The following is a 12,730-nucleotide window of genomic DNA, read 5'->3' as shown; positions in this document are numbered from 1 at the left end:
ATTGTACGACAAGCACGGCGTTTGCCAAGCGCTTCAGTCGTAAAGAAAAGGGCCGGTGGAACACCGGCCCTGGTCAGGTGACGCAAGAGGCTACAGCGTGCGTTACTGCAGGCCGAGCTTCTTCTCCAGATAGTGGATGTTGGTGCCACCGTGCTGGAAGTTTTCGTCATTCATGATTTTTTGCTGCAGTTCAACGTTGGTTTTAATCCCGTCGATGATCAGTTCAGCCAGCGCATTTTTCATGCGGGCAATCGCCACGTCACGGTTTTCACCGTAGGTGATCAGTTTGCCAATCATGGAGTCATAGTACGGCGGCACGGTATAGCCGGCGTAAATGTGTGACTCCCAACGTACGCCGAAACCGCCCGGCGCGTGGAAACGGGTGATCTTGCCCGGGCTTGGCAGGAAGGTGTTTGGATCTTCGGCGTTGATACGGCATTCCACCGCGTGGCCCTGGACCTTCACCTCTTCCTGTTTGATCGACAGCGGCTGACCGGCAGCGATGCGCAGCTGCTCTTTGATCAGATCCACACCGGTGATCATTTCGGTAACCGGGTGTTCCACCTGAATACGGGTGTTCATTTCAATGAAATAGAACTCGCCGTTTTCGAACAGGAACTCGAACGTACCTGCGCCGCGGTAGCCGATATCCACACAGGCTTTGGAGCAGCGTTCGCCGATATAGCGACGCAGTTCCGGCGTGATGCCCGGTGCCGGCGCTTCTTCCACTACTTTCTGGTGACGGCGCTGCATGGAGCAGTCGCGTTCCGCCAGATAGATGGCGTTGCCCTGGCCGTCGGCCAATACCTGGATCTCGATATGGCGTGGATTTTCCAGGTATTTTTCCATGTACACCATGTCGTTGTTGAAAGCCGCTTTGGCTTCCGCTTTCGTCATGTTGATGGACTGTTCGAGCTCTTTGTCGCTGCGCACAACGCGCATGCCGCGACCGCCGCCGCCGCCGGACGCCTTGATAATAACCGGGTAGCCGATGCGTTTGGCAAAGGCGCGGTTCTTATCCATATCGTCGGTCAGCGGGCCGTCAGAGCCGGGTACGCAAGGTACGCCGGCTTTCTTCATGGCGTTGATGGCGGAGACTTTGTCGCCCATCAGGCGAATGGTGTCTGCTTTCGGGCCGATGAAGATAAAGCCGGAGCGCTCAACCTGCTCGGCGAAGTCGGCGTTTTCCGACAGGAAGCCGTAACCAGGGTGGATGGCTACCGCGCCGGTGATTTCCGCCGCAGAGACGATCGCCGGGATGTTCAGGTAGCTTTTGACTGATGGCGCAGGACCGATGCACACGGTCTCGTCGGCCAGCAGTACGTGTTTCAGATCGCGATCCGCCGCCGAGTGTACGGCGACGGTCTTGATGCCCAGTTCTTTACAGGCTCGCAGGATACGAAGCGCGATCTCGCCGCGGTTGGCGATAACAATTTTATCAAGCATGGTGCGCCTCGTTATTCGATGACGACCAGTGGCTCGTCATATTCAACCGGTTGACCGTTTTCCACCAGAATGGCTTTCACCACGCCAGATTTGTCGGCTTCGATCTGGTTCATCATTTTCATCGCTTCAACGATGCACAGCGTGTCGCCGGCGTTGACTTTCTGGCCCACTTCCACGAAGGCTTTCGCGTCCGGGCTTGGGGTGCGGTAGAAGGTGCCTACCATTGGGGAACGAACGACATGGCCACTCACGGCTGCGGCAGCGGCAGGCGCTTCGGCTTCGGCGGCAGCGACGGCGGTGGCCAGCGCTGGAGCCGGCTGTGCCGGTGCGGCATAGGCCTGCTGCATGACTGGGTAAGCCTGCGCCGGCGCGGCGCGACTGATGCGAACTGACTCTTCGCCCTCAGCGATTTCCAGTTCAGAAATACCTGATTCTTCAACCAGTTCGATCAGTTTCTTGATTTTACGAATATCCATGAGTGTGATTCCGTACTCTTTTTGTGGAGCAATTAGTGGGTTTTTGACAGACGGTTAACCGCTGCCTGTAAAGCAAATGTGTAACCTTCCGCGCCGAGCCCGCAAATCACGCCCACGGCTATATCAGACAGGTAGGAGTGATGGCGGAAAGGCTCGCGGGCATGCACGTTGGACAGGTGGATCTCAATAAACGGGATTTGCACCGCCAACAGCGCATCGCGCAGCGCCACGCTGGTGTGGGTGAACGCCGCCGGGTTAATCAGAATGAAATCTGTATTGCCGCGCGCCTGATGAATGCGGTCGATCAGCGCGTGTTCGGCATTGGACTGCAGATGGCTTAGGGCAACGCCCAGTGCGGAGGCCTGATTCTCTAATCCGTTAACGATCTCTGCCAGCGTCGTGCTGCCGTACTTTTCCGGCTCACGGGTGCCCAGCAGGTTCAGATTAGGGCCATTCAGAAGCAAAATGTGAGACTTGTCCGCCATTGTGCTGGTATCTCCGGCAATAAAACCATCATCGTTCAACATAACCCGATGTTACCGATTTGTCACCTTTTTCGGGGGAAAATCACGCTGTCCTTCTGGACAAGGTCGGGCATTATAACGATATCGTAGCAATTCGCAGCTAAATACTGGTCTTATCAGCGAAGATATTCAACCCCTAATTGGCCGGGGTTACCCGGTTATGTGAGATCGCGCGTCGCGGAAGATGACGCTTTCTAACGCCACCAGGCGCGGAATTTCGGGTAACGCCACGCTAACAACAGCAATGCCAGCAGCGCGTAGATCAGCGGCTGAGGGGAAATGATTTTTACCGACCAAAGGTAGTGTATCGGCGTCAGAATCGCCACCAGATAGACGAAATTGTGCAGCCGCTGCCAGTTTTTGCCCAGGCTGCGCATCGCCCGTTGGGTCGAGGTCGCCGCCAGCGCCAGCAACAGCAGCCAGCTGACGATGCCGAGCGTCAGGTAGGGGCGTTCTATCAGCTCCTGTCCGAGCAGCGCAATATTATTCAGCCCCAGTTCCAGCGTGGCGTAGCTTAACAGGTGCAGCGTCGCCCAGGCAAAACACCACAGCCCCAGCAGCCGGCGGCAGCGCATCAGCATCGCCTGGCGGCTGTAGCGCGCCAGCGGGGCGACCAGCAGGGTGACCAGCAGCAGTTTCAGCGCCATACGCCCGGTAAAATGCTGGATGTCCTTGGCCGGATCGGCGCTCAGCCAGCCCTGATCGACCGCCAGCACCAGCCACGCCAGCGGCAGGAAGGCGGCCAGATGAATCGCGGCTTTCAGCCATTTGATATGCACAGGTTTTAAACGCACTCAAAAATTCTCCCGCAGGTTCATGCCGCGATACAGCGAAGCGACCCGATCGCCATAGCCGTTAAACAGCAGCGTAGGCTGACGTTTCACATCCAGAATGCCGCCAGCGCCGATAAAGCGCTCGCTGGCCTGCGACCAGCGCGGGTGACTGACCTGAGGATTGACGTTGGCGTAAAAACCGTACTCATTCGGCGCCGACAGGTTCCAGGTGGTCGGTGGCTGGTCGCGGGTCAGACGGATATGCACGATGGACTTGATGCCCTTGAAGCCGTATTTCCAGGGGGTAATCAGCCGCAGCGGCGCGCCGTTCTGCGGCGGCAGCGTTTTGCCGTACACGCCCACCGTCAGCAGCGCCAGCGGGTGCATGGCTTCGTCCAGCCGCAGACCTTCCACGTACGGATACTGCAGGCCGCCGCCGATAAAGCGGTCTTTCTGCCCCGGCATCTGCTCCGGATCGTAGAGCGTCTGAAAGGCGACGAAGCGCGCGTTGCTGTTCGGCTCGGCCAGCTTCAGCAGTTTGCCCAGTTCAAAGCCGATCCACGGCACCACCATCGACCAGGCTTCCACACAGCGCATCCGGTAGATCCGTTGCTCCAGCGGGAAGCGTTTCATCAGATCGTCGATATCGAGCGTCAGCGGTTTGGCCACCTCGCCGTCGATACGCACTTTCCAGCCTTCGGTCTTCAAGCCGCCGGCGTTGGCGGCCGGGTCGGCTTTATCCAGCCCGAACTCGTAGAAATTGTTGTAACCGGTGACTTTATCTTCCGGCGTCATTGCCAGCTTGTCCTGCCATTGCGGCGGCCGGCTGAACGCCAGCGTTTTGCCCGGCGGCGCTTTGGGGCGATCGTTACCTTTAAACCAGGACAGCAGATCGGCCTGGGCGCTGAGCGGCAGCGCCAGCGACGCGGCGCCGATCCCCAATGCCTGCAGCACTTTTCTGCGCTGATGGAACACGCTTTCCGGCGTGACGTCAGCTTCGGTTAATTGATGTACCTTTTTCATTAGCCCGTCCTCCACGGTGATGCCTTAAGCATGGCGCGAAAGCAGGCCGGAGGCGAGATGCGGCGGGAAAATATGAAATTTCGTAGAAGCAGGGTGCGGGGACGTCAGCCCGCACCCGCAGACGGCATCAGCGGATTTTTACCAGCGTGCGCCCGGTGACTTTATTGTCGAGCAGGTCGCGGGCGGCGGCGGGCGCCTGCTCCAGGGCGATCTCCTGCGTGGCCTGCTGGTAAAAGCTGTCCGGCAGGATGCCGGCCAGGCGTTCCCAGGCGGTCTGGCGCTGATGCAGCGGCGTATGTACGGAGTCTATCCCCTGCAGGCGTACGTTGCGCAGGATAAACGGCATTACGGTGGTCGGCAGCTGGTAACCGCCGGCCAGCCCGCAGGCGGCGACGGTGCCGTTATAGTTCATCTGCGCCAGCACGCTGGCCAGCAATTTATCGCCGACGGTATCGACGGCGCCGGCCCAGCGCTGTTTCTCCAGCGGACGCGGTGCTTCGATGTAGTCGCTGCGCGGCAGCACCTCTTTGGCGCCCAGCGCCTTCAGGTAGTCGGTATTGCTGTCGCGGCCACTGATGGCGGTCACCCGGTAACCGAGCGCCGACAGCACGGCGATGGCGGTGCTGCCGACGCCGCCGCTGGCGCCGGTCACCAGCACCTCGCCGTCATCCGGGCGCACGCCGCCGTCCTCCAGCGCCATCACGCACAGCATGGCGGTCAGGCCGGCGGTGCCGATAATCATCGCCTGGCGTTCATCCAGCCCTTTCGGCAGGGGCACCAGCCATTCGCCGGCGACGCGCGCCTGCTCTGCCAGGCCGCCCCAATGGTTTTCCCCGACGCCCCAGCCGGTCAGCACCACGCTGTCTCCCTCGCTAAAGCGCGGATCTTTGCTGCTGCGTACCGTACCGGCGAAATCAATCCCCGGCACCATCGGAAAGTGGCGGACGATTTTGCCTTTGCCGGTGATGGCCAGCGCATCTTTATAATTGAGGCTGGACCAGTTCACATCGACCGTTACGTCGCCTTCCGGCAAGCGGTCGTCGTCGATATCCTGCACCTGGCTGATGATTTGCTCGCCGTGTTGTTCCAGTAATAATGCGCGCATGTCACTGTCCTCTTGTTTATCTCGGTTTGCTGGCATGTTGCCGAGTCATGACCTCAGTCATAAAGATCGCGAGAATAATTCATTAAAATGATGCTTTAATCCAACTCATTTGACTATATGCATAATAGGTAAGTGATGCTCTGATAAAGAACAAAAAATTACCGTTTAAAGGTTCCTTTCCGCGGCGAGGCTTGTTAGCTTGGATGCGCTTGAACCCGGTCGTAATGTTCCTGGCGGTATTCTGAAAAAACAGACAGTTAACCATAAAGTCGGGTTATGCTGTTGCACCTTTATCAGTTGGCTGGCACCTTTTTATTTCAATGGGTGCATACTCACTTAACCATAGCGGACAAGGCACAGGGATGCGATTTACCACCAAACTCTCTGCACTGATCACCCTGCTCGTTGCGCTGGCCATGTTTTTTATGCTGATGGGGTGCTCATACAGTTTTTTTTATGTCACTCAGGAGCGCATGGAGCGCCGCTTCGATGCGCTGGTCACTTCGCTTGACCAGTCGATGCTGCATAGCTCGCTGCAGGCGCAGACGCAGTGGCTGCCGCTGGTGATGAGGCCGCTCGGCATTGTGGAACTGCGCGTTGAAAGCGCCAGCGGCATTCTGTTCAACTATGAACTGCCCGTGTTAACGGGCGAGCCAAGAGCCGCGCCCAGCAGCCATCGCTATACCTCTTTGCCGCTGATGCAACACCCCGGCAGTACGCTGAATATCACCTATCTCGATCCATTCGCCAGCGATGGCTATTCGCTGCGTTCGACCCTGGCCGTCACGCTGGCGATTGTCGTCATGCTGGTGGTGCTGCTGTTCAGCCTGCGCTGGCTGCGTGAGCAGGCCGCCGGCGAGGATCGTCTGGCCTGGCGGGCGCGACGCATTCTAAACGGCGAGCGTGAAGAGGTGATGCAGGGTGATATGCGGGAGTGGCCGCCGAGCGTCAGCAGCGCGCTGGATCGCCTGCTGGCGGATCTGGCCGAGGCGCGTGAGGAGCGGACGCGGGTGGATACGCTGATCCGCGCTTTTGCCGCCCAGGATGCGAAAACTGGTCTGAATAACCGCCTGTTTTTCGACAACCAGCTGACCACGCAACTGGAAGAAGAAGGGTCGCACGGCATTGTGATGATGGTGCGCCTGCCGGATTTTGAAACGCTGCGTGAAACCCATGGCGCCGCGATGGTGCAGGAGCTGATGTATTCGCTGGTCAATCTGCTGTCTACTTTTGTGCTGCGCTATCCTTCGGCGCTGCTGGCGCGCTATTTCCACAGCGATTTTACCGTGCTGCTGCCGCACCGCACGCTGAAAGAGGCGGATGGCATCGCCGCGCAGTTAGTGAATGCTATCGATGCGTTGCCTGCGACGCCGATGATTGAACGGGAAGCCTTTTTGCATATCGGCATTGTCGCCTACCGCAGCGGCCAGACGACCGAGCAGGTGATCGATCGTGCCGAACAGGCGACGCGTCACGCCACGCTGCAGGGCGAAAACGGCTGGTATGTGTACGACAGTCAGGTACCGGAGAAGGGGCGCGGCAGCGTGAAATGGCGTACCTTGCTGGAACAAATGCTGGAGCGCGGTGGCCCGCGGCTGTATCAGAAGCCGGCGGTGACGGTGAAAGGCGAGGTACACCATCGGGAAATAATGAGTCGTGTTTATGATGGCTCTCAAGAGCTGCTTCCAGCTGAATATATTCCGCTGGTAAAACAGTTCGGGCTGGCGGAGCGCTACGACCGTCTGCAGGTGAGCCGAATCATACCGCTGCTGGCGCTGTGGCCGGAGGAGACGCTGGCGTTTCCGCTGTGCGTTGACTCATTATTACAGCGCTCGTTTCAATACTGGCTGCGCGATACGTTATTACAGTGTGAAAAAAGTCACCGGCGACGTATTCTGATTGAACTTGCAGAGGCGGATGTGTGTCAACATATCGACCGTTTACGTCCGGTGCTGCGTCTGATTGCCGGGCTGGGCTGCCGCCTGGCGGTGTCGCAGGCGGGGTTAACCGTGGTCAGTACCGCGTATATCAAATCGCTGCAGGTGGAGATCGTTAAACTGCATCCCGGTTTGGTGCGCAGTATTGATAAACGCGACGAGAATCAGCTGTTTGTTCAGAGCCTGTCCAGCGCGTGCGAAGGCACCAGCGCGCAGCTGTTTGCTGCCAGCGTACGCACGCGCGGCGAATGGCAGACGTTAAAAGAGCGTGGGATCCACGGCGGGCAGGGCGACTTTTTTGCCCCGCCGGAGCCTATTGACGTCGGGCGCAAAAAATATTCGCATCGTTATCGCGTTTAACCTGAATATTTGCGCATTTTTCACGTAGAATAACCCGTCTTTTCCCGTCGGACGTTGGTAGGTGCTTACCACCAGTGATAATCAGGGAAAATGTTAGTTTTTATGAGCTGTGTTACGCCGATTTGCGCGTTGACAGGGGTGGTAAACTGAACCTTGGTTCAGGGAATTCAGGCCTCATCCAATTTCCGTGCATTCGAGCAGTAATAATGCAGATTATTTTCACCGAAGTAGAACGTTTTTGCGCCTTGTCGCTGCTTCGTGTGGTTGGTAAAGTAGGCGGATTTTATTTTTCGCCCCCAGCTTGCAGGATTATCCTTTAGTTATGTTTAAGAAATTTCGTGGCATGTTTTCCAATGACTTGTCCATCGATTTGGGTACCGCCAATACCCTTATTTATGTTAAAGGGCAAGGCATTGTACTGAATGAACCGTCGGTGGTTGCCATTCGCCAGGATCGTGCCGGCTCACCCAAGAGCGTAGCGGCTGTGGGCCATGACGCTAAACAGATGCTGGGACGTACTCCCGGCAATATCGCAGCTATTCGTCCGATGAAGGACGGCGTTATCGCCGACTTCTTCGTGACCGAGAAAATGCTGCAACACTTTATCAAGCAGGTGCACAGCAACAGCTTTATGCGCCCAAGCCCGCGCGTGCTGGTGTGTGTGCCGGTCGGCGCCACGCAGGTTGAACGTCGCGCCATCCGCGAATCGGCGCAGGGCGCCGGCGCGCGTGAAGTGTTCCTGATTGAAGAGCCGATGGCGGCCGCCATCGGCGCCGGCCTGCCGGTTTCCGAAGCAACCGGTTCCATGGTGGTGGATATCGGCGGCGGCACCACGGAAGTGGCGGTGATCTCACTGAACGGCGTGGTGTACTCCTCGTCGGTACGCATCGGCGGCGACCGCTTCGATGAAGCGATCATTAACTACGTGCGCCGCAACTACGGCTCGCTGATCGGTGAAGCTACCGCAGAACGCATCAAGCATGAGATCGGCTCGGCCTATCCGGGTGATGAAGTGCGTGAGATCGAAGTACGTGGCCGTAACTTGGCCGAAGGCGTACCGCGCGGCTTTACCCTGAACTCCAATGAAATCCTCGAAGCCCTGCAAGAGCCTCTGACCGGCATCGTCAGCGCGGTGATGGTGGCGCTGGAGCAGTGTCCGCCGGAGCTGGCTTCCGATATTTCGGAACGCGGCATGGTGCTGACCGGCGGCGGCGCGTTGCTGCGCAATCTGGACCGCCTGCTGATGGAAGAAACCGGGATTCCGGTCGTTGTGGCTGAAGATCCGCTGACCTGCGTGGCGCGTGGCGGCGGCAAAGCGTTGGAAATGATCGACATGCACGGCGGCGATTTGTTCAGCGAAGAATAGTCAGCCCCAAGAAGGAGGTATCGTCTAAGATCAATGCATCTTGTACGTTGCCTCCTTCTGTTGTCGAGGAACTCGCATAATTTATGAAGCCGATTTTTAGCAGGGGACCTTCCCTGCAACTGCGACTTTTTTTGGCGGTGATCGTGGCGATTGGCCTGATCGTTGCCGACAGCCGGCTCGGTACGTTCGTAAAAATACGAAACTACATGGATACCGCAGTCAGCCCTTTCTACTTTTTGGCCAACGGGCCGCGTAAGGTTTTGGACAGCGTCTCGGATACGCTGGCTACTCGCCAACAGTTGGAACTCGAAAATCGCGCTTTGCGGCAGGAACTGCTGCTGAAAGGCAGCGATACCCTTCTTCTCGGCCAATTCAAGCAGGAAAATGCCCGCTTGCGTGAACTGCTCGGCTCGCCGCTGCGCCAAGACGAACAAAAAATGGTCACGCAGGTGATCTCGGCCGGCTCCGATCCGTACAGCGATCAGGTGGTGATCGACAAAGGCTCCGATAACGGCGTCTACGAGGGCCAGCCGGTGATCAGCGATAAAGGGGTGGTCGGTCAGGTGGTGGCGGTGGCCAAATACACCAGCCGCGTGCTGCTGATTTGCGATGCCTCCCACGCGCTGCCGATTCAGGTACTGCGCAACGATATTCGCGTGATCGCCGCCGGCAGCGGCTGCGCCGACGATCTGCAGCTGGAGCATCTGCCGGGCAACACCGATATCCGCGTGGGCGACGTGCTGGTGACCTCGGGCCTGGGCGGGCGTTTCCCGGAAGGCTATCCGGTGGCGGTGGTCTCCTCGGTGAAAGTGGATAATCAGCGCGCCTATACGGTGATTCAGGCGCGTCCGACCGCCGGCCTGCAGCGTCTGCGTTACCTGCTGTTGCTGTGGGGTGCTGACCGCAACGGCGATATGCCGCGTCAGCCGGAGGAAGTGCACCGCGTTGCCAACGAACGTCTGATGCAGATGATGCCGCAGGTGTTGCCGTCGGCTGACTCGATGGGGCCGCCGGCGCCGTTGCCTGCGCCCGCTACCGGCGCCGTGACGCAGCCGTCGGCCGCCGCCACGCCGCCCGCCGCGGCAGGAGCGCGCTGATGAACCGTTACCGTAGCCACGGACGCTGGATCATCTGGCTCTCTTTCCTGATTGCGCTGGTGCTGCAGATTATGCCGTGGCCGGAGCAGATTTATATGTTCCGCCCTTCGTGGGTCGCGCTGATTCTGATCTATTGGGTGATGGCGCTGCCGCATCGGGTCAACGTCGGCACCGGCTTTGTGCTGGGGTTGATCGTGGATCTGATCCTGGGCTCGACCCTGGGCGTGCGCGCGCTGGCGTTGGGGATTATCGCCTATCTGGTGGCGTTCAAATTCCAGCTGTTCCGTAATATGGCGCTGTGGCAGCAGGCGTTGATCGTGATGCTGCTGTCGCTGGCGATGGATGTGGTGGTGTTCTGGGTGGAGTTTTTAGTGATCAACGTCTCTTTCCGCCCGGAAGTGTTCTGGAGTAGTGTGGTTAACGGTATTTTATGGCCGTGGCTATTCCTGCTGATGCGTAAGATTCGCCGTCAGTTCGCCGTACAATAACGACGTAACAAGGGGAGTTTAATGACTTCGCTCTATTTGGCTTCAGGTTCCCCCCGTCGGCGTGAATTGCTGACGCTGCTTGGCGTACAGTTCGACATTATTCTGACCCATACCGAAGAACTGCGGCAGCCGGGGGAAAGCGCGGAGGCCTATGTACGCCGGCTGGCGCAGGATAAAGCGCGGGCGGGCGTGGCATTGGCTGAGGAAGATCGGCCGGTGCTCGGCGCCGACACCATCGTGGTGCTGAACGGAAGAGTGCTGGAAAAGCCGCGCGACGCGGCGCATGCCGCAGAGATGCTGAGCCTGCTGTCCGGTAAACAGCATCAGGTGATCACCGCGGTGGCGATTGCCGACCGCCAGGACCTGCTGTGTCAGCAGGTGGTCACCGATGTGACCTTCCGCACGCTGTCGCAGCAGGATATCGCCGATTATATTGCAACGGGCGAACCGATGGATAAAGCGGGCGCCTATGGGATTCAGGGAAAGGGTGGTTGTTTCGTCAGAACCCTCACCGGCAGTTATCACGCCGTGATGGGATTACCGCTGGTCGAAACACATGAGCTGCTCAGTAATTTTGTCGCATTACGTGATGTAAGAACCGGTTGAGGGCGGCGGCATGCGCTCGCGACCGGCTCTGAGGAGAAGACATGACAGCTGAGCTACTGGTAAATATCACACCGTCTGAAACGCGGGTTGCCTATATTGACGGCGGCATCCTGCAAGAGATCCACATCGAACGCGAATCCAAGCGCGGCATCGTCGGCAATATCTACAAAGGCCGGGTGAGCCGGGTGCTGCCGGGCATGCAGGCGGCCTTTGTCGATATCGGCCTGGAGAAGGCGGCGTTTCTGCACGCCTCCGATATTATGCCGCACACCGAGTGCGTGGCGGGCGATGAACGGAAAAACTTCCACGTGCGCGATATCGCCGAACTGGTGCGCCAGGGGCAGGATCTGGTGGTGCAGGTGGTAAAAGATCCGCTGGGCACCAAAGGTGCGCGCCTGACCACCGACATCACGCTGCCTTCCCGCTATCTGGTATTTATGCCGGGCGCGGCGCACGTCGGCGTTTCGCAGCGTATTGAAAGCGAGGCCGAGCGCGAACGGCTGAAAAAAATCGTCGCCGATTACTGCGACGAGCTGGGCGGCTTTATCATCCGCACCGCGGCAGAAGGCATTGGTGATGAGGAACTGGCGCAGGACGCCGCGTTCCTCAAGCGCCTGTGGACCAAAGTGATGGAGCGTAAAAAGCGCAACCAGACCAAATATATGCTGTACGGCGAACTGGCGCTGGCGCAGCGTATCCTGCGTGATTTCGCCGGCGCGGCGCTCGATCGCATCCGCGTGGACTCGCGCCTGACGCACGATTTGCTGGTGGAGTTCACCGGCGAATATATCCCGGACATCAGCGGCAAGCTGGAGTTATATACCGGCAGCCAGCCGATCTTCGATCTGTACGACGTGGAGAACGAAATCCAGCGTGCGCTGGAGCGTAAGGTGGAGCTGAAGTCCGGCGGTTATCTGATCATCGATCAGACCGAGGCGATGACCACCATCGATATCAACACCGGCGCCTTTGTTGGCCACCGTAACCTCGACGAAACCATTTTCAATACCAATATTGAAGCGACGCAGGCTATCGCCCGCCAGCTGCGGCTGCGTAATCTTGGCGGCATTATTATCATCGATTTTATTGATATGAATAATGATGAACACCGCCGGCGGGTGCTGCACTCGCTGGAGCAGGCGCTGAGCAAGGATCGGGTCAAAACCACCATCAACGGTTTTTCACAGCTTGGGCTGGTGGAAATGACGCGTAAACGCACGCGTGAAAGTATTGAACATGTGCTGTGCAACGACTGTCCTACCTGTAACGGGCGCGGCACGGTCAAGACGGTTGAGACGGTATGCTATGAAATCTTGCGCGAAATCGTCCGCGTGCACCATGCTTATGATACCGACCGTTTTCTGGTTTACGCCTCGGCCGCGGTAGGCGAAGCGCTGAAAAGCGAGGAGTCGCACGCGCTGGCGGAGGTGGAAATCTTCGTCGGCAAGCAGGTTAAAGTACAGATTGAACCGTTATACAGCCAGGAGCAGTTTGACGTCGTTATGATGTAAGTCAGCTGTGATTGGCAG

The 12,730-nt window shown here is 58.2% G+C and carries 12 protein-coding genes; 6 read left to right on the top strand and 6 right to left on the bottom strand.

Translation table 11 applies throughout. The features are described from left to right. Positions 1-102: 102 nt before the first annotated feature. The 6 genes from accC to CLM71_RS21385 all read right to left on the bottom strand — a co-directional run bounded on the left by accC (position 103) and on the right by CLM71_RS21385 (position 5,347). Positions 103-1,446 carry an acetyl-CoA carboxylase biotin carboxylase subunit gene (gene accC / locus CLM71_RS21410; RefSeq protein WP_105232797.1) on the bottom strand — a complete coding sequence of 448 codons (1,344 nt, stop codon included), beginning with the start codon at positions 1,444-1,446 and terminating at the stop codon, positions 103-105. An 11-nt stretch (positions 1,447-1,457) separates the two neighbouring features. Further along, entirely contained in the window at positions 1,458-1,922 is a 465-nt protein-coding gene (gene accB, locus CLM71_RS21405) for an acetyl-CoA carboxylase biotin carboxyl carrier protein (protein ID WP_015962048.1), read from the bottom strand. Between the two features lie 32 nt (positions 1,923-1,954). After that, positions 1,955-2,407: a type II 3-dehydroquinate dehydratase gene (aroQ, locus tag CLM71_RS21400; RefSeq protein WP_105233533.1), complete on the bottom strand. Its 453-nt coding sequence runs from the start codon at positions 2,405-2,407 to the stop codon at positions 1,955-1,957. 233 nt (positions 2,408-2,640) lie between these two features. Beyond that, a complete protein-coding gene (gene msrQ / locus CLM71_RS21395) occupies positions 2,641-3,240 on the bottom strand; it encodes a protein-methionine-sulfoxide reductase heme-binding subunit MsrQ (RefSeq protein WP_105232796.1) in 600 nt (199 codons plus the stop codon). Next, entirely contained in the window at positions 3,241-4,242 is a 1,002-nt protein-coding gene (gene msrP, locus CLM71_RS21390; RefSeq protein WP_105232795.1) for a protein-methionine-sulfoxide reductase catalytic subunit MsrP, read from the bottom strand. 127 nt (positions 4,243-4,369) lie between these two features. Then, the gene (locus CLM71_RS21385; RefSeq protein ID WP_105232794.1) at positions 4,370-5,347 is read right to left on the bottom strand and encodes an MDR family oxidoreductase; all 978 of its coding nucleotides are present in this window, start codon (positions 5,345-5,347) and stop codon (positions 4,370-4,372) included. Between the two features lie 362 nt (positions 5,348-5,709). On the opposite strand from CLM71_RS21385, the gene csrD reads away from it, so the two are divergent. The 6 genes from csrD to rng all read left to right on the top strand — a co-directional run bounded on the left by csrD (position 5,710) and on the right by rng (position 12,712). Next, positions 5,710-7,644 (top strand): RNase E specificity factor CsrD, encoded by a 1,935-nt coding sequence (csrD, locus tag CLM71_RS21380; protein WP_105232793.1) that lies wholly within the window; start codon positions 5,710-5,712, stop codon positions 7,642-7,644. Between the two features lie 322 nt (positions 7,645-7,966). Beyond that, entirely contained in the window at positions 7,967-9,010 is a 1,044-nt protein-coding gene (gene mreB, locus CLM71_RS21375; RefSeq protein WP_003855260.1) for a rod shape-determining protein MreB, read from the top strand. 83 nt (positions 9,011-9,093) lie between these two features. Next, complete coding sequence (gene mreC / locus CLM71_RS21370; RefSeq protein WP_105232792.1) at positions 9,094-10,107, top strand: rod shape-determining protein MreC; 1,014 nt, start codon at positions 9,094-9,096, stop codon at positions 10,105-10,107. Then, a complete protein-coding gene (mreD, locus tag CLM71_RS21365; RefSeq protein WP_105232791.1) occupies positions 10,107-10,595 on the top strand; it encodes a rod shape-determining protein MreD in 489 nt (162 codons plus the stop codon). The genes mreC and mreD overlap by 1 nt, the downstream gene beginning before the upstream one ends. 21 nt (positions 10,596-10,616) lie before the next feature. Continuing rightward, the gene (locus CLM71_RS21360; protein WP_105232790.1) at positions 10,617-11,201 is read left to right on the top strand and encodes a nucleoside triphosphate pyrophosphatase; all 585 of its coding nucleotides are present in this window, start codon (positions 10,617-10,619) and stop codon (positions 11,199-11,201) included. Between the two features lie 41 nt (positions 11,202-11,242). Then, on the top strand, positions 11,243-12,712 hold the full coding sequence (gene rng / locus CLM71_RS21355) for a ribonuclease G (RefSeq protein WP_105232789.1): 1,470 nt from the start codon (positions 11,243-11,245) through the stop codon (positions 12,710-12,712). Positions 12,713-12,730: the final 18 nt, after the last annotated feature.

Origin of the sequence: Serratia sp. MYb239 (genome assembly GCF_002966855.1) — a bacterium.
GTDB classification, from domain to species: Bacteria; Pseudomonadota; Gammaproteobacteria; order Enterobacterales; family Enterobacteriaceae; genus Serratia_B; species Serratia_B rhizosphaerae.
The sequence above is the reverse complement of the archived record's forward strand: the minus strand, read 5'-3'. Positions and strand labels throughout refer to the sequence as shown.